Origin of the sequence: Thalassomonas actiniarum (genome assembly GCF_000948975.2) — a bacterium.
GTDB lineage: Bacteria > Pseudomonadota > Gammaproteobacteria > Enterobacterales > Alteromonadaceae > Thalassomonas > Thalassomonas actiniarum.
In genome coordinates, this window is record NZ_CP059735.1 from 3,366,856 (window position 1) to 3,389,649 (window position 22,794).

General features: G+C 46.3%; 21 protein-coding genes. 8 read left to right on the plus strand and 13 right to left on the minus strand.

Going from position 1 to position 22,794, the window contains the following annotated elements; translation table 11 throughout:
- Positions 1-34: 34 nt before the first annotated feature.
- On the minus strand, positions 35-922 hold the full coding sequence (locus SG35_RS14750) for a sensor domain-containing diguanylate cyclase (protein ID WP_152646730.1): 888 nt from the start codon (positions 920-922) through the stop codon (positions 35-37).
- Between the two features lie 325 nt (positions 923-1,247).
- Between SG35_RS14750 and SG35_RS14755 the strand changes: the two genes are divergently transcribed.
- The 7 genes from SG35_RS14755 (at position 1,248) to sctU (ending at position 7,422) form a co-directional block, all read left to right on the plus strand.
- Positions 1,248-2,306 carry a CaiB/BaiF CoA transferase family protein gene (locus SG35_RS14755; protein ID WP_044834580.1) on the plus strand — a complete coding sequence of 353 codons (1,059 nt, stop codon included), beginning with the start codon at positions 1,248-1,250 and terminating at the stop codon, positions 2,304-2,306.
- Positions 2,307-2,748: 442 nt separating this feature from the next.
- A complete protein-coding gene (locus SG35_RS14760) occupies positions 2,749-3,369 on the plus strand; it encodes a hypothetical protein (protein ID WP_044834581.1) in 621 nt (206 codons plus the stop codon).
- A 5-nt stretch (positions 3,370-3,374) separates the two neighbouring features.
- Positions 3,375-4,571, plus strand: coding sequence for a type III secretion system cytoplasmic ring protein SctQ (gene sctQ / locus SG35_RS14765; protein WP_044834582.1), 1,197 nt, complete (start codon positions 3,375-3,377; stop codon positions 4,569-4,571).
- Between the two features lie 8 nt (positions 4,572-4,579).
- The gene (gene sctR / locus SG35_RS14770) at positions 4,580-5,230 is read left to right on the plus strand and encodes a type III secretion system export apparatus subunit SctR (protein WP_044834583.1); all 651 of its coding nucleotides are present in this window, start codon (positions 4,580-4,582) and stop codon (positions 5,228-5,230) included.
- Between the two features lie 35 nt (positions 5,231-5,265).
- Entirely contained in the window at positions 5,266-5,538 is a 273-nt protein-coding gene (sctS, locus tag SG35_RS14775; protein WP_044834584.1) for a type III secretion system export apparatus subunit SctS, read from the plus strand.
- Between the two features lies 1 nt (position 5,539).
- Positions 5,540-6,325 (plus strand): type III secretion system export apparatus subunit SctT, encoded by a 786-nt coding sequence (sctT, locus tag SG35_RS14780; RefSeq protein ID WP_044834585.1) that lies wholly within the window; start codon positions 5,540-5,542, stop codon positions 6,323-6,325.
- Positions 6,326-6,348: 23 nt separating this feature from the next.
- Entirely contained in the window at positions 6,349-7,422 is a 1,074-nt protein-coding gene (sctU, locus tag SG35_RS14785; protein WP_044834586.1) for a type III secretion system export apparatus subunit SctU, read from the plus strand.
- Positions 7,423-7,616: 194 nt separating this feature from the next.
- On the opposite strand, the gene SG35_RS14790 is transcribed toward sctU, so the two are convergent.
- The 4 genes from SG35_RS14790 to SG35_RS14805 form a co-directional block, all read right to left on the minus strand.
- The gene (locus tag SG35_RS14790) at positions 7,617-9,779 is read right to left on the minus strand and encodes a LysM peptidoglycan-binding domain-containing protein (protein WP_053043259.1); all 2,163 of its coding nucleotides are present in this window, start codon (positions 9,777-9,779) and stop codon (positions 7,617-7,619) included.
- 419 nt (positions 9,780-10,198) lie between these two features.
- Positions 10,199-10,963, minus strand: a complete 765-nt coding sequence (locus SG35_RS14795) for an SH3 domain-containing protein (protein ID WP_053043260.1) — start codon at positions 10,961-10,963, stop codon at positions 10,199-10,201.
- Between the two features lie 194 nt (positions 10,964-11,157).
- A complete protein-coding gene (locus SG35_RS14800; RefSeq protein ID WP_053043261.1) occupies positions 11,158-11,688 on the minus strand; it encodes an SMI1/KNR4 family protein in 531 nt (176 codons plus the stop codon).
- A gap of 116 nt (positions 11,689-11,804) precedes the next feature.
- Complete coding sequence (locus SG35_RS14805) at positions 11,805-12,218, minus strand: hypothetical protein (protein ID WP_044834587.1); 414 nt, start codon at positions 12,216-12,218, stop codon at positions 11,805-11,807.
- Positions 12,219-12,580: 362 nt separating this feature from the next.
- Here SG35_RS14805 and SG35_RS14810 point away from each other — a divergent pair, with 362 nt between their 5' ends.
- Complete coding sequence (locus tag SG35_RS14810; RefSeq protein ID WP_044834588.1) at positions 12,581-13,021, plus strand: nucleotide triphosphate diphosphatase NUDT15; 441 nt, start codon at positions 12,581-12,583, stop codon at positions 13,019-13,021.
- A gap of 92 nt (positions 13,022-13,113) precedes the next feature.
- Here the strand turns inward: SG35_RS14810 and SG35_RS14815 are convergent, their stop codons facing one another.
- The 8 genes from SG35_RS14815 to serS form a co-directional block, all read right to left on the minus strand.
- Positions 13,114-15,927 (minus strand): DUF349 domain-containing protein, encoded by a 2,814-nt coding sequence (locus SG35_RS14815; protein WP_053043262.1) that lies wholly within the window; start codon positions 15,925-15,927, stop codon positions 13,114-13,116.
- Positions 15,924-16,223, minus strand: coding sequence for a YeaC family protein (locus SG35_RS14820; protein WP_044834589.1), 300 nt, complete (start codon positions 16,221-16,223; stop codon positions 15,924-15,926). The genes SG35_RS14815 and SG35_RS14820 overlap by 4 nt, the downstream gene beginning before the upstream one ends.
- A 3-nt stretch (positions 16,224-16,226) precedes the next feature.
- On the minus strand, positions 16,227-16,550 hold the full coding sequence (locus tag SG35_RS14825; protein ID WP_044834590.1) for a zinc ribbon domain-containing protein: 324 nt from the start codon (positions 16,548-16,550) through the stop codon (positions 16,227-16,229).
- A 132-nt stretch (positions 16,551-16,682) separates the two neighbouring features.
- On the minus strand, positions 16,683-18,221 hold the full coding sequence (locus SG35_RS14830) for an alanine/glycine:cation symporter family protein (RefSeq protein ID WP_044834591.1): 1,539 nt from the start codon (positions 18,219-18,221) through the stop codon (positions 16,683-16,685).
- 524 nt (positions 18,222-18,745) lie between these two features.
- A complete protein-coding gene (locus SG35_RS14835; protein WP_044834592.1) occupies positions 18,746-19,417 on the minus strand; it encodes a PEP-CTERM sorting domain-containing protein in 672 nt (223 codons plus the stop codon).
- A 228-nt stretch (positions 19,418-19,645) separates the two neighbouring features.
- Positions 19,646-20,773 carry a M14 family metallopeptidase gene (locus SG35_RS14840; protein ID WP_044834662.1) on the minus strand — a complete coding sequence of 376 codons (1,128 nt, stop codon included), beginning with the start codon at positions 20,771-20,773 and terminating at the stop codon, positions 19,646-19,648.
- A 91-nt stretch (positions 20,774-20,864) separates the two neighbouring features.
- Complete coding sequence (locus SG35_RS14845; RefSeq protein ID WP_053043263.1) at positions 20,865-21,350, minus strand: TlpA disulfide reductase family protein; 486 nt, start codon at positions 21,348-21,350, stop codon at positions 20,865-20,867.
- 163 nt (positions 21,351-21,513) lie between these two features.
- The gene (serS, locus tag SG35_RS14850) at positions 21,514-22,794 is read right to left on the minus strand and encodes a serine--tRNA ligase (protein WP_044834594.1); all 1,281 of its coding nucleotides are present in this window, start codon (positions 22,792-22,794) and stop codon (positions 21,514-21,516) included.

Sequence of the window (22,794 nt, forward strand, 5' to 3'; positions counted from 1 at the left end):
TTTATTAAACTTTCACACCTAAACAGAGGGAAAATTAACATGCAATCCAAATTACCTTACCCTTACCCTTGTCTTTGGCCTGATACATCAATTTATCCGCCAGCTTGATCATATCGGTCAGTACAATATTGCCCGGATCATTGGTACAGGCAACACCTATACTGGCACTGATATTGATAACATGCCCCTGCACCATGTCTATGGCAGAAATTTTATCAATTAACCCTTTGGCAATGCCGTTTAACGCCTGGTCATTGGCGACTCCGTAAAGACACAAGACAAATTCGTCACCGCCGAGACGGCCGATAATATCATTCTTTCGGACACTGTGGTTTATGCACTCAGCCACCTGGCAAAGTACCAAGTCACCGATATCATGCCCGTATTGGTCATTCACCGCCTTAAAGTCATCCAGATCGATAAAAAGTAAGGATAGCCGTACCCCGTTGCGTATGGCTTCGCTGCGAATATTTTCACTTAATTCATAAAAGAAGTTCCGATTGGGTAAACCGGTTAGAGGATCGTTATTGGCCGCTATTTTAATGATCTCATTACTCACCTCTATCATAGAAGCAAGCACATAAGCTTCACCACCAAACGAGACAGGTGTCAGGCCGATTTTAATTTGGATTTCATGGCCTTTTTTATTCTCCGCCAATAATACCCGTCCCTGATCCATAGCCCTGGAAGTGGGCGCTTTCAGGTAATTGGCTAACATTTCGCCATGCTCGCCCCGGTAGCGTTCCGGTAACAGGATATTGACCGTTTTGCCAAAAATCTCTTCTTGGCTGTATCCCAATAAAGCTTGCAGTTTGCCGTTAATAAAAACAATATTTCCTTGCTGATCCACCAGCAGCAGTCCCACTGGCATTTCATTTATTAGCTGTTCAAAAACATCATCACCGGGATTGAAAAGCGCCATCAAATACACAACCTCATAAAACACTTGCTATTATAATTATATATAAAACAAGCTTTTACCTTAGTAAACATCAAAGTTATCACAAGAACAAAAATAAGACAAAAACCGGCAAGTGCACAAGCCGTTTCTTTTAACAGGTTAGCCTATCCGCCAATAAATAGATACAGAAAAAACCATTGCCAGGCAATAGCTTACAGGCAAAAAAGTAGCTACTATTTTGCAACTTTATGTCAACAGTTTGAATCAATACATCATGGTAAAGGCCAAAGCTGCTTTTATACTCCTTGGCAGGGATCATTTTTAAATTCGGCAGAAGATTAAATTTATGAATAAACCATTACAAGGCTTAAAAGTACTGGATTTTTCCAGCCTGTTACCCGGCCCCTACGCCACCGGCTTACTGGCTGATATGGGCGCCGAAGTACTGCGTATCGATCCGCCGGACAGGCAGGATATGGTAAAAAACGTCAAGCCCGCTTTCAAAGACAGCTCTTATGCCTATTTAACCCTGCAGCGCAATAAACAATCACGCACGCTGGACTTAAAACAGCCGGCGGCTATTACACAAATCAAATCCCTGGTAGCTGAGTATGACATCCTGGTTGAACAGTTTCGCCCCGGAGTCATGGCTAAACTTGGCCTGGACTTTGACACCTTAAGTGCTATTAATCCTGAATTAATTTATTGTTCCATCAGCGGCTACGGCCAAACCGGTCCATATAAAGATAAGGCCGGACACGACATTAACTATCTCGCCTTAAGCGGCCTGGCAAGCTTTAGCGGCACCAAAGAAACCGGCCCGGTACTGAGCGGCACGCAAATCGCCGATATTGCCGGCGGCTCCCACCATGCAGTGATGGCCATTTTAGCGGCAGTGATCCAGCGCTCCACCACGGGATTGGGACAACATCTTGATATCAGCATGACAGATGCTGCTTTTGCCCTCACCGGGTTATTCGGCGCAGGCGCCGTCGGCCTTGGTGTAGACCCTGACTTAGGCGGAACCTTGCTGAACGGCGGCAGTTTTTATGACTATTATCAAACCCTGGATGAGCGTTATTTATCCGTAGGTAGTTTAGAGCCGAAATTTGCCCGGCTATTTTTTCAAACACTGGGACAGGCCGACTGGTTAGAGCGGGCTTGCTCTTCTGATAACACACAACAGACTCTGCTCAAACAGGATATCAGCAAGGTGATCAGCCAAAAAACACTTCAGAACTGGCTTACCCTGTTTACGCCGTTAGATGCCTGCGTTGAACCGGTACTGACAGTCTCCGAGGCTGCCCACTCGCCCTTGATGGCAGAACGTAACATGGTAAACGAGATCACCTTAGATTCGGGGGAAAACATTAAACAGATAGCCGCTGTGATTAAGTTTAACTAGCAAGGCTTTCGCCAGCTGTTTCACCTTATCCGCATCATAAAGATAATCGTTGAACAGGCCTATGCGCACAGGACTTGGTAAAAGTCAGCTTCACCACAGATGCTAATCACCTTGGCATACGATGTTGGCTCGATCTTTATTCGTCACCCTGTCCTTACTTAGTGCTGGTTATTGACTATCCTTTAAAGTCAAACCGTGACAATTAAAAATCAAGGTAGAGATAATCGCTTTAACTCATTTAAAATATTCGAAAAAATCTTGCAACTTTTAGCAACCCGCCGTTACTTACTTTTAACAATCGTCAGCAGATACTATTTTTGTCGCCTTTTTAACTGTTTTTAAAAAGCCCCTTCGGCGCCATTTCAAAATAAATCCTGGTTTTTAGCAACCGAATATCAATCCCTGTTACCAACTTATCAAGCCACTTAAATGTCGATGGATAATGATGATAAAACAAGCCGATAAATTATCTTCTTTTAGCCAAAATGCCGGTGAAGTGCGTTCGGGTAACGACGCCAGCCATAAAAAGCTTAACCAGGCAAATAGCACAGATGAGAAGAAACTGCGCGCTTTGCTTGAGCGGGCTGAAAAAGGAGAAAAAACCGAGCACTTTAATGCCAGAAACCTTTCTGATGATACAAAGTCCGGCCAGGATGTGATGCCGCTTGATATCCAGTCCCGATTATTTCAGCAAAGCCTGGCTAAATCACCTGAGTTACAGGTAACGCCTAAAACAAATACCCAGGCCTGGACCGAATATGTGGTTAACAAGGTACAAAGCAACTTGCCTAACCTGCAAAGCAGTTCTATCAATATCAGCTTGCCGGTTGAGCACCTTAACGGCGCTAATATCGCACTGAGCCGGGATGCACAGGGAGCCTTGAGCGTCAGCTTTATGGTGGGCAGTTTAGCAGTGGCGGATCAGCTGCAAAAAGAGCTGCCTCAGCTGCGTAAAACGTTAGAGAAAAAGCTGCCGGGCAACAAGATCAATCTGGAAATCAAACAGGAAATTCAGCTTCATCGCAACCGCCAGCCGCAAGAAAACGAACTTGAGCAGGCTTAACGATCATGACGGAACTTACTGTAAAAACATCTGCCCACCAGCAAGCTGAAATTAAAGCGCTGGATTTACCCGAATTTACCCGGGAACAAGTCAAGGTCAACAATGAACTTGCCCGGTTGCAGCCCTTTAGCTTTAGCCTGGAAAACCATACATTTAACGGCCGCTTTGTCAGTGATGATGCCAGCTTTTTTGACTTTTTGTCCCTGAGCTTTTCCCTGTCCGGCCAGTCGCTGACCTTAAGCTGCGATCAGGCAATGACGGCGCTGCTGGTGAAAGACTACCTACCGGAAGAGGCCTTACTGTTCTTACCGGAAACGCTGCGCATTGCCACGCTACAGGCAGCACTGGCGCCTTTTTTACAACTATTGCAGCAGTCAACAAACATGAGTCCCACGCTTGATAAAGCACCGGTGATCACTAAACAAAAATCGGCAAAAGCAGCCCCTGCCCCCGGTATTTTCCGCCTGTTCGGGCAAATCAATTCTTTGCAGAGCCAGGGCAGCTTTTGTCTTGATTTACCGCAAGCGCTATATCAGCAATTAATACCTTTAGTGGCAACAGCCAGCCAAAGCAGTCATATCCCGTGGCAGCAACTGCCCCATAGCTGTGGGGTTATCTTGGCACAAACCAGGCTGAACATGCACCAACTGGCCCGGCTACAACATCAGGACGTGGTGTTTTTCGATACCTGTTATTACCGGGAAGAAAACCCCCTATTACTGGTAAACATCAGTGAGCAGCTCCAGTGCCTGGCACTGGCAGATAATAACGGCTTAACCGTGCAAGAAATTTTAACGAATGCAAATGGAAACAATGACATGAATAACGAACAAATCGCCATGGATGAAATACCGGTCACCTTAACCTTTGAAGCCGGCAATCTAACCCTGCCTTTAGGAGAGTTAAACCAGTTATCAAGCGGTCATGTTTTTGCCTTTGACAGCCAGACCAACGGCGAACAAGCCATTCAAATCAGGGCCAACGGTCAGTTGATAGGCACCTGCTCGCTGGTTTCTGTGGCGGGCAAACTCGGGGCAAAAATTACCCGTTTAAATAGCACAATCACCGCAGAAAATGAGAGCGCAGAAAGCCGTGGCCAACAGCAGCCAGATGAAGCTTTGCCTGCAGCTGAGCCTGAATCTGCAAAAAGCAGCGAAGCCGCAATACAAGAAATACCCGCCGAACAGGCAACACAAGAGTAAGCACAGCCATGAATAATTTACCCGATCCTATTTACCTGATTGCCGGCCTGTCGCTATTGGCCTTAGTGCCCTTTGCTGCCGTAATGTTAACCTCGTTTGTGAAAATAGCCGTGGTGCTGTCGCTGATCCGTAACGCCCTCGGGGTACAGCAAATCCCCCCCAACATCGCCTTATACGGGTTGTCGATTATTATGTCGATTTTTATTATGGCGCCCATTGGCTATCAGATAGCCGATATTGTCGAGCAAAACCCCGCCAGCCTGGAAAGCAGTGAAGGCATAAAATCTGTGGTAGAACAAAGCATGGTGCCGCTGAAAGTGTTTTTGAAAAAGCACGCCAGTGAAGACGAAGCCGCCTTTTTCCTGGAAACCGCCGGGCAGCTGTGGCCGGAAGATATTTCTGAAAAAGTCACCGAGGATGATTTGCTGATAGTGATCCCGACCTTTGTGGTCAGTGAACTCACCAGCGCCTTTCAAATCGGTTTTTTGATTTACTTACCTTTTATCGTTATTGACCTGATCATTTCCAACGTACTGCTGGCATTGGGCATGATGATGGTTTCACCCATGACCATCTCTTTGCCCTTTAAGTTACTGCTGTTTGTATTAGTCGACGGCTGGGCCAATTTATTACACAGCTTAGTATTAAGTTATCAATAGCTGATCAATATCCCTTAATTAACAGGACCTTTCCCATGGTTGAAGCCGATATTATTAAACTCACCACAGAAGCCTTATTGCTGGTACTGATGCTGTCCTTGCCCCCTATTATCGTCGCCTCTGTGGTCGGTACCCTGGTAAGTTTGTTTCAGGCGTTAACACAAATCCAGGAGCAAACCTTATCCTTTGCCATCAAGCTGGTTACGGTTACCCTGACCCTGTATTTCACCGCCGACTGGGTAGGCTCTGAGCTTTATTATTATACCCAGCGTATTTTTAACTATTTGCCTACCCTGGCAAGATTCTGATATGGAAGAGTTTATAGAAATAAAAGCCGTGCTCGGGGCCTTTATCTTCGGCACGCCCCGTATTCTCGCCGCCTTTGCCATCTTGCCGTTTTTTTCCAAGGCCATGCTCGGCGGCAGAATCACCCGCAACGGCGTCGCCTTTAGCTTATCCCTGCTGGTATTGCCGCTGGTCATGGGGCAGAAGGCACAGGCAGATCTCACCGGCTTTTTTGTGGTTTTTGTCATCATGAAAGAGATTTTCATCGGCTTGCTGCTCGGTTTTTTAGCCACTATCCCCTTCTGGGCGGTAGAGTCGGTCGGCCTGTTAATCGATAACCAGCGCGGGGCTTCCATGGCCAGTGCCATGAACCCCATGTCAGGCTCCCAGGCCTCTCCTTTAGGCATCATCCTGGTGCAGGTATGCGTCACCCTGTTTTTTGTCGGCGGCAGCTTTTTATTGTTTTTGGGGGCCGTGTACAACAGTTTTGCCGTGTGGCCGATATTTGAAATGATACCGCGCATTAAACTCGACAATGCCAGGTTCTTTTTAGAGCAGCTCGATTATATTTTCAGTTTTATGGTGTTATTTGCCGGTCCGGTGGTGATCGCAATGTTTTTCGCCGAGTTCGGCCTGGGCCTGATCAGCCGCTTTGCCCCGCAGCTTAACGTGTTCTTCCTGGCAATGCCGGTAAAAAGTGCGGTGGCGGTACTGGTGCTGATCATTTATATGCAGCTGTTGGTCGGCCATTTCAGCACCTATATGAAATTTGGTGATGAACTGATCACCACCTTACAAACCCTGATTTAACAACGCGCAAGGAAGCACAGCAAGTGAGTGAAAAAACCGAACAGCCAACCCCGAAAAAACTGCGCGATGCCAAAAAAGACGGCCAGGTTGCCCAAAGTAAGGAGGTGGTCTCCGCCGCTACTTTGATCACTATTTGCTCGGTGATTATGGCACTGGCGGATACTATCGTCAGCACCATACAAGAAATCATCCTGCTGCCGAGCCAGCTCTATCAACTGCCCTTTGAAAAAGCACTGGAAGTTATGACCTCCGCCAGCCTGGACGCACTGTTTTCCCTGGTGCTGCCGATTATCGCGGTAACCTTTATTACCGGCATCGCCGCCAATGTTATCCAGGTAGGCCCTATGATGTCCGCCAAGTCGATCACCCCCGAGCTGAACAAAATCAGCCCTATCTCCGGCTTTAAGAAAATATTTGCCGTGAAAAACCTGGTAGAGTTTCTCAAATCTGTGTTAAAAATCGCCCTGTTGTCGGCACTGATTTATATTTCCATGATCAAATACCTGCCGGACCTGCTCAACCTGAGCAGCTGCGGTAAAGCCTGCGTTTTTCCCTTATTGGGCACTATGCTCAAAGAGCTGATCGCTTATACCGCCGTGGCCTTTATCGTTATTGCCGCCTTTGATTACTTCTTCCAGAAAAGCCAGCATATTAAACAACTGAAAATGTCGATGGATGAAGTGAAAAAAGAATATAAAGAAAGCGAGGGCGACCCGCAAATCAAGGGGCAAAGGAAACAATTGCATAAAGAGCTGTTAAACGGCCCGCCACCGGAAAAGGTGAAAAAATCCTCGGTGATCATTGCCAACCCGACCCATGTTGCCATTGGTCTTTATTACGATAAAGATGAAACCCCGCTACCGCTACTGACGATAAAAGGCACAGATATGATGGCCCAGGACATCAAGAAAATGGCACGCGAGGCCAATATTCCTATCCTCGAGAACCGCCCGCTGGCTCGCGGGCTGCTGGCAGCTGCGGAAGAAAATCAGTATATTCCGGCAGAATTTATCGAACCGGTAGCAGAAGTCTTGTTATGGGTACAGGGCCTGGTGGATGAACCTGAAGAAGATCCCTCTTTGGATCCCAGCCGTTAATCTGCCGGCAAATGGATGACAATGCCAGAGCCGACATTGCCGACTCAACAGTAAAATTCATGGCGACAAGGCCTTGCAGGTAATCTATAAGATATTTATCTTTAATTTCAGGAGAAAAGCTTTCAAGATGCTTATGCAACACTTTCAATCTTGCTTACCCGGGACGGCCTCCGCCCTCCCGGATAAGCCGTATTTTATTGTGGCAACTTTAATATCATACCGGTAGCCAGCCTGTCGGGATCCTCAATACCATTCATAGCAGCAATTTCCTGCCAGCGCTCACGGCTTTGATAAAGCCTGGCGGCAATATCTCCTAAGGTATCGCCGGTATCCACCTGATAACTTGGCGTATTCATCACATAACTGGCCAAGGTTTTTCCTTTAAGGCTGGCTTCGACAATGCAAGGATGTTGTTCATCAAACAAGGGAACATTGGAATTAAAGCTGCGTACCCGGGCATCATCACTGGGATACACTTCAACTTGGATCGCTTCCCCGGCTTTAAGTTTGACTCCCTGCTCAAAGCTATAACAACTGGTTTTTCTTGCTTTTACCGGCGCCGTTAAGACTTTGACTACCAGGGCACTGATATCAAACTCTTTATCTTCCCTGTTTATCAATACCAGCGATGCCTGAGCACTGTCGGTTTCATCAACCCTATGTAGGGCATCACTGCCATAGTTAACCTTTAATTCAAGGCCCTTGATTTGCGCAGCCTCGGGAGCTGATTCAACGGCCCAGGCCGATACCGCAGGCAAAGATTCCCTGTTGCCGTTTTTGACCACCAAAGTGACAGTATAGGTGCCTTCAACATCCGGGGTGAAACTGGGGTTAGTGACACTGTCACCGCTTAGGACAATTTGCGACTCCGCGGGAGTTCTTAGAGTCCAGCAATAACGAACATTATCGTCAAGCCGGCTACTGCCTTCACTGGAGAGCTCAATCCGGTTATGAGTTAATGCCGTATAACCCGGGTTAATTTTTGCCACCGGGTGTTGATCCGGGTTTGATGCAATATAGATAGTGCGCAAAGGCGTTAAGCGGTTATGCTCATCAGAGACGGTCAGCTCTATGATGTAACTGCCATCAATATCCGGGGTAAACACCGGCGTGGGCTGGCTGACACCTTCAAGTATTGCCTGTGATCCCGGCGGTTTCTGAGCAATGACCCAGCGATATTCAACCTTATCTGAAGACAAGTCATGCGACTTTCGGCCATCAAGCAATACCGCATCTCCTGCATAAAGGTATTGATCCTCTCCCTGGTGCGTTAACGGATCCCTGACAGGAATGGGCCTGGCAATCCAGGCGGCCCTGGCCGGTAATGAATTTGCCTTACCGTCATTGACAATCAATTGGGCGGTATAAATGCCGGCAATATCCGGGGTAAAACCGGGGGTCAGTGCGCGGGGACTATCGAGCTCGGCACTTGAACCGTCAGGCCTGTCCAGGGTCCAGAAATAAGTCAATGCCTCATTACCCGCTTCGCTGGTAATGGCCGAATCTATCTTAAGAGTCTTGCCGACAAGAGCCGTTTGCCGGGCAAATACCGAAGCACTCGGCCGCTCGACTGCAGGCTCAACCTGATAATGAAGCTGCAACGGCATAAAGCTGTCACAGGCGTTTTTGATCACAAGTTCAAGCAGGTAATTACCCGCCATCCGCGGCGTGAAAGTAATATGGTTAGTTTCACTGACCGGATAAGAGAGCACAGAGCCCTGAGGCTGCTCCAATACATGCCAGTGGTATTTTAGCTTATCCTGGAGCCCGGGTACGATATGATCCGCCAGGATACAAACAGAGGAGCCGACTCGGGCATGATTTTGTCTATGACTGGCATCATCTATATGGGTGACTAAGGGATTTTCCTGCACACTGGTGTACTGATACCTGGCCAGAGCCAGTGAAGCATGAGAGGACTGATCGGCGCAGCGATCCGGATCAAAAATAGTAAAGGTAACCGTATTGGTACTGATCCCCTGCCAAACCAATAACGCCCGCCCCATTGGACCGGATTCAGCATTGCATATCTGTCCCCGGCGGCACATCATATTACCATCTATCTGGTGCGGCAATCCGATATTAAAACCGTATAGGTACACCCCACCCCGCACTTTTTGCACGTCCAGGACAAAACTGTTGATCCTGTCTTTAAACACCAGCTGCACCGTACCTGTAGCAATATTAACCTGCGACGGGCCAGTTATGACATTTTGTCCATAACCGCTAATTTCCGAGTACTGCATACCCGTGACAGATTTTATGACCCCGGACGGCTCATCGCCACCGGCGGTTTCTTTTAAAGGATTGGTGATTGATGAAAAGAAGTCAGAATAATTAATTTGTTGATGTGCCATGCTGTTCCCTTCTTGAATGTAGCACTTGCTTCTCGCTTAAACTAAAACTAAAAACAGCGCTGTTCCTATACTGATGCACTCACTTGTTGCTCCTCGAGTCTTATCCGAACGCCAAAGAAAGGCTCATTAATCACCAGGTATTTACTAAGGCGATAATACGCGCAACAAGCCGGCTAATAGCTTTAAACGGACAAAACAGAGGAGAAGACGAGCAAAGCTCTGAAAGCCCCGGAAGAATTAGCCTGCGAATGTGGTAAAATTATAGTCGGCTTTTGGGCGCTTCGAAAATATTTGCTTTTTTTCAGATAAAATATCTTATTAGTTTTAAGCGCGGGCGGCTTGCCTGAACGGCTTACCGCCATAAAGAAGAGATGGGAGGTACTTACAGGGCCAGGAACACTGCTAAGCACCTGTTTAACCTAGGCTTTTACCTGCCAGCCACTGGGACTTTGACAGGCTTGTACGGTATCTTTACGGGAAGAGCCGTCGGCAAATGAAACAAATTGCTCTATCGTGCGGCAGATCCGGTTTGAGTTCACTTCTTTTTCTTCTATGTCAGCCTGTGCAACAGCAACACCCGAGTCTAACATTTTCTCAGCCGGGGCCGCTTTAAGTAAAGGCGCATAAATAAAGCCCCTGCCGATGCCATCCTTGCTGATCAAATACCAGTTGCTGTCCCTGACTTTCCCTATGACATTCACGGCTTCCCCTGAAACCACGCCGGAAACAATGCGGTAGCTTGTACCGGGTCCGCCGCGGACATTCGATTTTTTCATGGCATGGTAGGTTTGCCCGATAAGATCTAACGGCGGTACCTTAGCAATCCTTTCCTTGAGTACGGGTATTTTGATTGAATCCGCTTTTTTTTCCGTGCTGATCACCCTGGCTTCCCCGCGGGTATTGTTTTGTGGGTTTACCCAGCTTTGCCCCTCACCCAAAGCCAGTGCAGCACTGGTCGCCTGCGTCATATGCTCAGCATCTTGCTCATCCAGATATTTGCCAAGCTCTTTACCTATAACATTGCCGGCAAAGGCGCCAAAAGAAGTCCATCGTTTCTGGTTATCCTCTGCATGCTTATTAACTGAAGCACTCCGCTGGCTCTCATAAGACGGGCTTGACTGGCAACCTGCCAGGACAAGGGTAATAACGCCGGCACAGGCGGCCAGCTGAAATGCATTTTTCATATTGATATCCCTTCAATTATCCGCCCTGCAAACAGGCCGGCGCTGGTAAGTCAAACGGCACACTCCCGGCATTTATAAAACATCGGCGGCAAGAAACGACTCACACTCTCCCTCCAAACTTGGACTCAGGTTAAGTTAATTCTTATCCAATTTCAAACTTTTATCCCGAGCCCTGGTCGCTTTACCTGTAAAGATCACAGGTCAAATTCATCATCTTCATCGCTGAGCCAGTCGAGATAACAATCAAAAAATAACGCCCAGAAACTTTCACAGCCACAAAGCACGACAATATCCTGCTGTAACTGTGCCAGTTGCCCGGGATCTGTGAGACTGTTCTCATCGGGAACAAATTGCGGCCCTTGCTGGTTGCCACTTTTACTCAACAGGGACAAGCATTGTAAGAAAGCCGCTAATGAAGAGGCAACCTGAGTCGACTCCCAAACCCCTTCCCCGTAAACGCCAGTATAGACTGGAAATTGAGGATCATTAACATCAACAAAATAGGGATCTCCCAATTCTGTATCTTGTGCGATTACCAACCAATGAGGTTCCCATCCCCCAAGTTCTTCTACCGACAGGGCCAGGCCTTCATCATCAACACTATAACCTTGCTGTGCATTTTCCAGTTCGCTTTCGCTGCTCGCAATCACAAAACCCTGGGGACCAAAGTAAACTTCATTTTCCTGAACCTGGCTTAATTGCTTTGCTAACGTTAATTTATTCATACTTATCCAGTGGTTGGCAAGAAGCCAACGCTCATTTCATTGTTTTCTTTATGATACCAGACCCGCCAACACTTGTATCGGACGCGGTAGCGATAATTAGCATCAGCACAGGAAGATTAAATCGGAAATAATTTCTCTTGTGTGGCGATAAGGTTTAACACCTTATGTATTTTAGCCTGAAGATAAGCTGCAACCAATTCGCGGCGCTGAGAAAATAAAGCCAGCTCTTTGCTGGTCAGGGCGACAATACATAAAACCTGACGTAAATCACTGTTATGATAGCTGAGCACATCATCAGCAAAATCAAAACGTTCGCCCGGCTGTTTCTGCTGTTGTAAAACGGAAAATTCCCCGGCCGATACCAATGACACATGGGTTTGCAAAATCTTATCTTCATCGCCATACCAGCCCGCCGTCATGGTTTGAAAATTAAATTGTGCCTCCAGTTTATTGACCGCACCAGTTAACCCCGGCAGTTGGCAGATTAGCTCTTCGGCGGTTCCGATAGTGATCGGCAGTTGCTCACTCATACGCTCATTTTCAAAAGGAAAAACTAAGCAGACTTTAACAACTTCATGATATTTATCAACCGTGCTCTACAGGCTTTCTGAGTTTGTTGAAAGCTAAGTAATTCGTCTGAACTTTCCCCCACTTCAAGATAAGCTAAAGAAAAGCTGTCGGTCAGCGATTTTCACACCAGGTTCAAATCTTGCCCGCAAGGCTATTTTCTTTCACTTAACCATGGCTAACCCCTGTCCACTTAATCTTGCCGCATAGAAAATAAATCAGTATAGTCAGCGGCAAAAATTTATCCCGGTAAGCGCCGGGATAAGGGCTATGCCTGAGACAGGTTGTTTAAGCGCTCAAACATAATAAGGAAACATAATCAAAAATGAATAAAGCAGTACGAGTGGGTGTTGGTGTCATTATTTTACGCAATGACAAAATTCTGCTAGGAGAGCGAATAGGCTCCCATGGTGCTAATACTTGGGCGACTCCCGGCGGGCACCTGGAAATAGGTGAAGGCGTAGAGACATGTGCGAGACGTGAGGTGTTAGAGGAAACCGGCTTGGTGCTGGGTGAAATCAAAAAACTCGGTTTTACCAATGATATCTTCGAACAGGAAGATAAACATTATGTCACCCTTTTTGTGGTGGCCAAAAGTGACAGCGGTGAGGCAGAAATTAAAGAGCCGAATAAATGCAAGCAGTGGCAGTGGCGCGGGGTTAACGAACTTCCCGAACCATTGTTTTTGCCGTTAGTCAATTTACTTAAAGAGAGCCCTGATTTTATGGCATTGGCTGATAAAGTCGTGGAAAAAGCTATTGCCTGATAGCCTGCCTTTATCTTGATAAATATCCAGGTAAATAAAAAGTCCGCTAAAACCAGGTTTTGGCGGACTTTTTTTCAGTTATGACTAAAAAATTACTGGCAATAAATACCTTTGATCCGGGCAAGCAAGTCCAGATCCTGCTCGGTTAAGCGTCCGAGCTGCAACCAGTTAATAAAGTTTTGCTGTAAGTCCACAGCACCGCCGGAAGACATTTGCTCCTGCATTAAACGCACTTGTGCCTGCATCCGATCCTGGGCCAGCTCCGCCGGCGACTCAACCCCGGCCAATATTTCCAGCTCCAGGGTCTTCTCTTTTCTGTCAACAACGTCGGTGGCAGCCAGAACATCCTGTACTTTTTTCTGCCAAAATGCAGATAAGCCGTTTAGCTCATCAGCCGAAGTGATCTTATCTGAAGCAATTTCCGATAAGGTATTAAACAGGGTTAACCAGGTTTGTTTTTCTTTATCTGATTTCTGCTGGTCAATCGCGGCATCTATGGCTTTTATTTGCCCTTCAACCGCATTTGCCACCGCCTTGATCACAGGTTTAATTGACACCACTTGCTCTAACAAGGCCTGAGTTTTTTGCTTAACCGCAGACAAAGCCGACAACTCTTGTGCCTGTGCAAACTCCGCCGTTAAGCTTTGCAGTTGGGCCTCAAATTCAGCCTGCTGAGCGGATTGCGCCTGCTGTTGCTCATTTTTTAGCAAGTCGCGTTTCTTGAACAACTCGTCGTTTACGGCACGAAAACGTTGCCATAGTTTATTTTCTTCACGAGGTCCGGCATAACCGACATTACGCCATTTGCCCTGAATCCCCTTAACCTGCTCAATCGCAGCATTGATATCGCCGCCCTCTTCTGTTGCCGTAAGTTGGGCCTGGGCTTTTTCAATCAGAGCGGTTTTTTCAGCGATATTATCATGGTGGAATTCACGTATCGCCGACTTTAATGGCTGTAGTGCCTGGGTATAGTCATGCAATAAACTTTTATATTTCGCCCGGTCGACTTCTCCGGTACCTTGCCATTGATGATTGAGTTTATTTAACTGGGCATCGAGGTGTTTAAAATCCACCGGCGTTTTTTCCAGCTCGGCAGACATGGCTTTTGCCTGCTCAATGATCTCCATTCTTTTGACCAGATTTTGCTCTCGCAGGTTTTCCTGCTCGGCAAAATATAACCGGCACGGCGCAAAAGCCTGCTCTACCGCCTGGTTAAAATCATGGTTTAAGCTTTTGTCCAACTCTTCGTCGGCATGGCCTAATGAATTCCATACTTTACGGTACTGCTTGATTTTCGCCGCCAGCTCATTGGGGTTATCTATCGGTTGTTCGATCAGCTGTTTCACTTCATCGAGCAATTGTTGCTTTCTTGGTGTGGCAATATAGTGTTCCCAGTCGCTAAGCTCGGCAATTTTCTCACTGACCTGATCAAAGTCTCTTTGCAGTCTGTGCTGCTGGCTGGCGGACAAACGCTCGAAATTGCCTTTAATACGTTTAAATACGCCAAAAGAAGCTTTATATTTACCGCTGGCCAAGAGACGTTTCAGCTCCGGCATCTTCTTCTGTACCTGCCGGAAAAGCCCTTGCTGCTCTTGCTGCAAAGGTTTTAAACCACTGCGCCAGTGCTGGGATAATTCCTGATAGGCGGCCTTGATAGATTCAGGTAAAACGTCGTCCGCCTGTTTCTCCGTGGTCTTCCATTCCTGCAGCCAGGCATCGAAGATTGGCTGACGTTCATTAAGCTCTTCTATGGTTTGCGGTAAGGCCAGCTGGGAGAGCCGGGAAATTAAATGGGTGGCATCACTCACCGACTGGGCGATCACTGGCAATTTAGTCAGCTTGGCCTGCTGCTGACGGATAGTTTTCTGATAATCAGCAATCTCTTGCCCGTTCAGTATCGAAGCAGCAATCTTGTCATTTAATGCGGTCAGTTTATTGGCAAATTCACTTTCATCCAGTGCGCTGTTTTCAAAAACTGCTGTGGTTAACGTCTGGCTTAACGCATTAATTTCCTGAGCAAAGGTGTCTTTGGCAATTTGCTTATTTTTTTGCAGCTCTTTTTCGATCAGCGACTGCTGGTAGGCTTCTTCTTTCGGGGCAAAAATTTTCACCAGCTGATTAGTAATGGTTTGATATTTTTCAGCAAAGCCGGCCTGCTCTTCACCGGTCAAACAAGCAAGGTCATCTTGCACAGCCTGCCATTCATTTTGCAGCAGTTCCCGCTTACTGAGCACCTGCTCGTAATCGGTAATATCTTTTAGCGCCAAGAGTTTGGATAATAATAACTGCACCTGTTTTTTCACTTTAGCCGGCTTTTGAGCAAGCTCAGTTATCTGGTTGATTTTATCCGTGATTAATTGACTGACCTCATCATTGACCGCCTTTTTCAGGAATTTTTCCAATACTGCGGTTTCCCCGGTTTGTTCAACAAAGAATAGTTGTACCTGGGGGTTTTGCTTTTGGACAAACAGCTGTTGCATCAACTGGGGTTTATTGATCTTTTTATAAAGTTCAATGATGAGATCTGCATCGCTTTCTTTATGCAGCCAGGGCTCAAGCATGGCCACCGTTGCCTGCTCCTGGAGAAAAGTAATTTTAGTCTCGCTCGATAATTTCAGCTCATGCTGGTCTTGCAGCATTAAGCTTATTTGCTGACGGGCAAATTCTTTCACCTTGGCATGGGAATTATGCTCACTGGCATTTTGCCAGTGAGTAAAATCGGCGAGTTTTATCAGGGCGGCACGGCGCACCAGCTCATGTTCGTCTTCATTCAGCAGCTGAAGGAGAATTTCCTGATCTTGGCTATTTGCAGCAGTTAAGTCTTCACTGATCGCCGTGATCCTGATTGTACTGTCCTTGTGCTGCCATCTGGCCTTGTTTGCTTTAAATAGTTTGGAAAAAATCATAAATCGGAAAACCTGGCTATAGTGTTATCGTCTGAGCTGCTCTCAGACTCGGATTGACTGAACTCTTTTTTTAATTCTCGCTTTGTTTTCGTCACTATCTGGCCATCGTTGCCGACGCTCATAAACTCTGTGGCATTTAAGCGACGGGACTGATACGCCATAGAAATTTGTAAAGCCGATTCCTGCTGGGCACTGTCTACGGGCGTGCCTTCAGGCCATTTGCCCGTCTCTGCCGCGCATTTAAGCCTGAGGTACATTTCATGACTAAGATTGTCAACTAACTGTAATAATTCCATAGGTTACTTAGTATTTCGCTTTAAAATAATTAATCGTATGCGGATGAAAATATAAAGAATAAAACCAACAGCCGTGCTGGTCATGGCCGCCGTATGTTGCCAACTGCCCGGGTGAACATCCTGCCAGAACATAAACAGGAAACCGCCACAGAAAAGTAGCATGGCAATAAATGAATAATTCATCAATGTTTGCGACTTTTTAATACGGTTAATGCGCTTGATGGAATTAAGCTGCTCCTGGTTACTCAGATCGACATCGCAATGCGAGCAGGTCTTTGCTTTATCTGATATTTTCTTATTACAACTCGGACAATTAATAACGGCCATAACTATCTCACATAAAAAATGAGTTAATATTTTACCTAAAAAAAACGCCCTTGCGGGCGTTTTATGTCAATTTATTTTGAAAAATCTAAATTAACTTGTGCGATAAAGCATTTTTCACTGGCAATCGCTCAGTTATGCTTTTTCTTCAACCAAATCACTGCTGACGGTTGATGCACTATCGCTCACCGGCGCTGAATTTTTCTTTTTCATCCACAGGTCCGCATTCTTGATGCCAAGCTTTTCCGGATCAAAGGTGATTTTATCGACCCCGGCTTTTCTTTGCCGTTCGTAATCTTTTAACGCTTTAATCGCCGGTTTCGACATAAAGAAGATGATGATGATACCGATTATATTCAACCAGGCCATCATACCAACCCCGATATCCCCCATGCCCCAGGCAATATCGGCCGCTTTTACCGTACCGTAGAAGGTGGCGGTCATGATGATCACTTTCAGCAGGAAGTTCAGCGCAGGTACTTTCAGGGTGCGGCGAATGTAATAAACATTATTTTCCGCGATAAAGTAATAAGCCAAAATAGTGGTGAAGGCAAAGAAGAATAAGGCAATCGCAATAAAAGGCTTGCCTACGCCGGTAAAGATACTGTCAACCGCCATCTGGGTATAAACCGGGCTGTTGGCGGCAATATCGGCGGCCAGGTTTTGCACGATAAAGGCATCGCCAGCACCGTGAACATTGTAGGCTCCTGTGATTAAAATCATAAAAGCGGTCGCTGAACAGACGAATAAAGTATCGATATACACGGAAAAAGCCTGCACCAGGCCCTGTTGCGCCGGATGATCGACTTCAGCTGCGGCTGCGGCATGAGGGCCGGTACCCTGGCCGGCTTCATTGGAGTAAACCCCGCGTTTTACCCCCCAGCCGATAGCGGCGCCGACACCGGCCATAGGTGTGAAGGCATCGCCAACAATCAGCATCACAATACCCGGCAACTGATCAATATGTAAGAAGATGATCACTAGGGCAATAATGATATAAGCCAGCGCCATAAAAGGCACCACCACCTGGGTGAAATGCGCGATACGCTTTACGCCGCCAAAAATAATGAAACCCAGCAACATCACGATAGCCGTGGCAGTGAACACTTTGGCATAACTGATATCCCCAAGGAAAGTACTGATAGTACCGCCGCCGCCAAAGGCGCTTTCAATCGCTGAGCCGATACCGTTAGACTGCACCATAGGCAATAACACGCCACAGGCAAGGATAGTGGCAATGGCAAAGATCCAGGCATACCATTTCTGTCCCATGGCTTTTTCAATATAATAAGCCGGACCACCGCGATACTGACCGTCACTTTCTTCTTTAAAGATTTGCGCGTTGGTGGACTCGATGTAAGCGGTAGCCGCACCGAAGAAGGCTACAATCCACATCCAAAAAACCGCACCCGGGCCGCCAAAGCCAATGGCAGCGGCAACACCGGCGATATTACCCGTACCTACGCGACCGGAAAGAGATACCGATAATGCCTGGAAAGAAGAAATGCCCTGCTCAGAGCTTTTGCCTGAAAGCAGTAAACGTACCATTTCTTTAAAGTGACGAATCTGGACAAAGCGGGTTAAAACAGAGAAGAACAGCCCTGCCCCTAAACATAAATAAATGAGCGCATTACTCCAGATCACTCCATTTATTGTGTTAACTAACTCTTGCACATGTAACTCCCAACATATTTGTGATTAAATTTTTTGTTATTGTGAATATCGTTTTTATAGGTTGGCATTAGCTTATCATAAATTTTCTCAAGAAAACCGCTGCCGGGCATTTTTATCTGAGCTCTGGCCGGGATTTATTGGCTCTAGCCCTATGCCGTTACTTTAAGCGGTTAAAGAGCAAACAAAAATGGCAAAATTAACGTACTACTCGATGCTCACTATGCTTCGAAGTGGTAAATAATAATATGGCGCGAAATTATCCATAGAACTGGATGATAGTGATAATCACAGAGTTTTATTAGTATTAGCCCGGCACTTCGATATTATGGCCGGGTAGATTCCAACACTTTGGGGCTGGTCTGCATTCTAATTGGAGAAATTGGATTCGGAGAAGTTGTCGGCCCTGTTTTTATTTTACGGGCATCCCCTAGTCAACTCATTGAAATTAAATAATTAATACTTTTAAACATATCCAAGCACAAAAAAGCCAACATAAATGCTGGCTTATCAAGTTTATAACATGGTTATGATTTTTTACAACGCCGCAGACCTAAGCCCATTAGCCCTAGCCCCAAAATAGCTAAAGTACCCGGCTCAGGTACTTCACTGACATTACCGCCAACAACATCACCGTCACGAACAAACCAGGCGTAATTCATGTAGCGACTTTTATCTGTAGGGCTATTATTTTGATATCCAGTATTCATCTGAAAATACTGAGCATGAGCTTGACCCCAAGTATCATTTACGGGCCTGAACGACCAATAACTGCCCCAAGCGATATTTTTAAACAGCTTTACATTATCTAAGCCAGCACCGGTTGCTTCAGAGATGTTCTGACCATATTCTAAACCAAAGTTTTCATAGAAAAGGTGCCCCAATTCGCTTTCTCGACAATAGGTTCCATCACAAAATGTGCCATCCTCCGATAGAGCATCATATAAACGCCAATCATCATAGCCACCATACACTAAGTTATCAGCTCTGGTTTTAGCTTCATACCAAGTCATTTTACCATTAATATGAGAGCCGGATGACCACGCATAATTAGCATCCTGCATCCAGGTGATGTCTAAAACATCGTCATAAACCATGCCGCCATCTCGAAGAAACAAACCGGCATTCGCCTGACTTGTGACTGTAAAGGCCGTAAGTAAAAGACCTGCCTTAATAACGTTTTTAATTTGTACTTTCATTTTAGGTACTTCCTATATTTATCCTATTGATAAATAAGCATAAACAATACCAAAAACACAAAACCATAACATCCACCCTGCAAGCTATTGATATTATTGCATTAATTATTTTAAGCTTTGTTATCTATTAAACAGCGTCAATAACCTGTCAGAAAGTGATACAAAACAACAGGTTAAAAAAAAGCCAGCGTTTACGCTGGCTTTTTAGATAACTCAATTGCATACCAATTAGCGCAAATCATCAACCACATGATAAATAGTGGTAAGTACGTCACGGCCAAGCAGGCTGCTACGTTCATCTGACCAACCAACGATGTGATCCGGCAATAAGGCATTATCCTTAAACGGCATCTCGATAGTAAAGGCCAAACAGTCAAACTGCTCCCCTACCCAGTTGGTCGCTACCGTCATATTGGCTTTACCCGGCTCATCTTTGTCATAACCCACTTCATCCTGGAATTCCGGGGTGATGGCAATCAGCATTTTCTTGAACTGCTCTTCCAGGGCTTTATTACGCTCGTCGTAAGACGGGTTACCTTCACAACCGGCAACAAAGTTATAAGGTAGGGCTTCATCGCCGTGAATGTCCAGGAACATATCTACGCCGATTTCCAGCATCTGCTCACGTACCAGGTAAACTTCCGGGCTGCGCTCCATGGTCGGCTCTAACCATTCACGGTTAAGGTTGGCGCCCACCGCATTGGTGCGCAGATGGCCGCGGTAGCTGCCGTCCGGGTTCATGTTAGGCACAACATAAAATACGGCTTTGTCGAGTAAGGCACGGGCAACGCCGTCGTCTTCATCAAGCAAACGGTCCAGGAAACCTTCCATAAACCATTCAGCCATGGTTTCGCCCGGATGTTGTCTGGCGGTTAACCAGATTTTCTTTTTACCTTTGCCTTCTTCTCCGATTTTCAACATGGTCATATCACGGCCATCGATGGTTTGACCCAACAGCAGCATCTGACAATCGATATCCATTTGTGCACTTTGGATCAAGTCCTGGTGACGCTCATAGCTGTAAGGCGCGAAATAAGCAAAATACACGGAATCAAATTCAGGCGTGAAAGTGATGGTAAGTTTTTCACCGTCAAATTCGGTCGGAACCCTGAACCAGTGCTCGCGATCATAGGAGGCCACGGCCTGGTAATCGTCCCAGCCTTCCACATAGGCTGATTTTCCGGCATTGGTTAAATGAATAACATGCTCAACATGATCATTGTTATGAAGTTTAAAATGAAACCACTGATAAAATTCCGACTGGTTGTCTTTGTTGATCTCCAGCTGAACATTACCTGGGGAAGTTGCGTCGATGACTTTGATATTACCACTGTCAAAATTGGCGGTTATTTGCATAATTTTTATACTTTTATCCGAAAAGAAAGTGATAGTGTACACAAACAGGATGCAGATCAGAAGACCTGGATCAAAGAGTCAATACAAACAGCTAAAGCGCCCTTAAATACAGTCCGATCTCGGATGAATACCCCATAGATTTGGCGGTGATCATATTTTGTTCATCAATAACATAATAACTGGGATAACCCTGTACTTTAAACTGGGCTTTAACCTGCTCATTGCCCAGGGCAATGGGAAAATCCAGCCGGTGCTGGGCACTGAATTCGGCTATTTCCTGGGCATTGGCGTAATCCAGGGCGACCGCAATCACATCCAGATCGTCATTATCCTGATAGATGCTTTGCAAATTACTGATACTGGCGTGACAAATGGTGCACCAGGGAGCAAAAAAATAGAGTACGGTTTTTTTACCTTGCGATTTTAAACTAATGGTTTCATCCATCAAAGTCGGTAATACCGGCGCCTGCTCGGACAACTCAGTGGACCTTGGCAGCATACTGGTTTCCCTGAGCATGGAAGCCCCCTGGAAAATCGCAAAAAAGACAACGAATTGAATGGCGAGACTACGCAGCACGTGATATTCCCCTGAAAAAATACAAATTAAGTCTAAGCTGTTGTTATTGCTATATGACCCGCTTGAGAGAAAAAATATTCAAAAAAAATCCGTTGCAATTATATAAATTGCAACGGATTGATTTTATTGCGCTTGCCGTAAACGCAGGCAACAAACCGGCAGATTAACCCAGCTGAGTTAACCCCTTCATATAAGGCTGTAATACCGTAGGTACTTTAATGCTGCCGTCGGCTTGTTGATAGTTCTCCAGAATCGCCACTAAGGTACGGCCTACCGCCAGACCAGAACCGTTTAAGGTATGCAGCAACTCAGGCTTGTTGGTTTCGCTGTTGCGGAACCTGGCCTGCATACGTCTTGCCTGGAAATCTCCCATGTTTGAACAGGAAGAAATTTCCCGGTAGGTATTTTGCGCCGGTAACCATACTTCCAGATCGAAAGTTTTGGTAGAGCTAAAGCCGATATCGCCGGTACATAACACTACGGTACGGTATGGTAATTCCAGTTTTTCCAGAATTTTTTCCGCGTGACCGGTAAGTTCTTCCAGTGCAGCCATAGAGTTTTCAGGCTTCACCAACTGTACCATTTCCACTTTATCGAACTGGTGCTGGCGGATCAGGCCGCGGATATCCCGGCCGTAAGAACCGGCTTCACTGCGAAAACACGGGCTGTGGGCAGCCATCTTGATCGGCAGCTCTGCTTCTTCAACGATTTCGTCACGTACCAGGTTAGTCAGCGGGACTTCTGCGGTTGGGATCAGGGAGAACTGCTTGTTGGCCAGCTCAGTATTGAATAAGTCATCGCCGAATTTAGGCAGTTGGCCGGTACCGTATAAAGAGTCCTGATTCACCAGGTAAGGCACGTACATTTCCTGATAGCCGTGCTCTTCGGTGTGCACATCCAGCATAAACTGGGCTAAGGCACGATGCAACTTGGCTACCTGGCCGCGCATCACAGCGAAACGGGTACCGGCTAGTTTTGCGCCGCTTTCAAAGTCCAGGCCTTTATCCAGGGCAGCGCCGAGATCTACGTGATCTTTAACTTCAAAATCAAATTCACGCGGGCTACCCCAGCGCTTGATTTCAACATTATCGTCTTCGCTGTCACCTTCAGGCACTGATTCGTCCATCAGGTTAGGAATAGCAGAGGCAATTGCATCGATTTCTGCCAAGACTTTGTTCTGCTCTTCTTTCGCCGCTTCCAGTTCATCACCTAATTGACTTACTTCTGCCAATAACGGCTGGATATCTTCACCACGGGCTTTGGCCTGACCGATGGATTTTGAGCGGGTATTACGTTGATTCTGTAATTCCTGAGTTTTTACCTGGATGCCTTTGCGCTGTTCTTCTAAAGCGGACAATTGCTCGGTATCGAGTTTAAAGCCGCGTTTCGCCAAAGCAGTGGCGATATTTTCTAAGTCTGTTCTTAGCAGTTTTGGATCTAGCAT

What these genes read in the sequence shown, in the direction of transcription:
- sctS (WP_044834584.1), top strand. Translation starts at nt 5,266, where the DNA reads ATGGTTGAAGCCGATATTATTAAACTCACCACAGAAGCCTTATTGCTG.
- SG35_RS14810 (WP_044834588.1), top strand. Translation starts at nt 12,581, where the DNA reads ATGAATAAAGCAGTACGAGTGGGTGTTGGTGTCATTATTTTACGCAAT.
- SG35_RS14835 (WP_044834592.1), bottom strand. Translation starts at nt 19,417, where the DNA reads ATGAAAGTACAAATTAAAAACGTTATTAAGGCAGGTCTTTTACTTACG.
- serS (WP_044834594.1), bottom strand. Translation starts at nt 22,794, where the DNA reads ATGCTAGATCCAAAACTGCTAAGAACAGACTTAGAAAATATCGCCACT.
- SG35_RS14840 (WP_044834662.1), bottom strand. Translation starts at nt 20,773, where the DNA reads ATGCAAATAACCGCCAATTTTGACAGTGGTAATATCAAAGTCATCGAC.
- sctT (WP_044834585.1), top strand. Translation starts at nt 5,540, where the DNA reads ATGGAAGAGTTTATAGAAATAAAAGCCGTGCTCGGGGCCTTTATCTTC.
- SG35_RS14805 (WP_044834587.1), bottom strand. Translation starts at nt 12,218, where the DNA reads ATGAGTGAGCAACTGCCGATCACTATCGGAACCGCCGAAGAGCTAATC.
- SG35_RS14760 (WP_044834581.1), top strand. Translation starts at nt 2,749, where the DNA reads ATGATGATAAAACAAGCCGATAAATTATCTTCTTTTAGCCAAAATGCC.
- SG35_RS14800 (WP_053043261.1), bottom strand. Translation starts at nt 11,688, where the DNA reads ATGAATAAATTAACGTTAGCAAAGCAATTAAGCCAGGTTCAGGAAAAT.
- sctR (WP_044834583.1), top strand. Translation starts at nt 4,580, where the DNA reads ATGAATAATTTACCCGATCCTATTTACCTGATTGCCGGCCTGTCGCTA.
- SG35_RS14795 (WP_053043260.1), bottom strand. Translation starts at nt 10,963, where the DNA reads ATGAAAAATGCATTTCAGCTGGCCGCCTGTGCCGGCGTTATTACCCTT.
- SG35_RS14815 (WP_053043262.1), bottom strand. Translation starts at nt 15,927, where the DNA reads ATGATTTTTTCCAAACTATTTAAAGCAAACAAGGCCAGATGGCAGCAC.
- SG35_RS14790 (WP_053043259.1), bottom strand. Translation starts at nt 9,779, where the DNA reads ATGGCACATCAACAAATTAATTATTCTGACTTCTTTTCATCAATCACC.
- SG35_RS14755 (WP_044834580.1), top strand. Translation starts at nt 1,248, where the DNA reads ATGAATAAACCATTACAAGGCTTAAAAGTACTGGATTTTTCCAGCCTG.
- sctQ (WP_044834582.1), top strand. Translation starts at nt 3,375, where the DNA reads ATGACGGAACTTACTGTAAAAACATCTGCCCACCAGCAAGCTGAAATT.
- SG35_RS14825 (WP_044834590.1), bottom strand. Translation starts at nt 16,550, where the DNA reads ATGGCCGTTATTAATTGTCCGAGTTGTAATAAGAAAATATCAGATAAA.
- SG35_RS14750 (WP_152646730.1), bottom strand. Translation starts at nt 922, where the DNA reads ATGGCGCTTTTCAATCCCGGTGATGATGTTTTTGAACAGCTAATAAAT.
- SG35_RS14820 (WP_044834589.1), bottom strand. Translation starts at nt 16,223, where the DNA reads ATGGAATTATTACAGTTAGTTGACAATCTTAGTCATGAAATGTACCTC.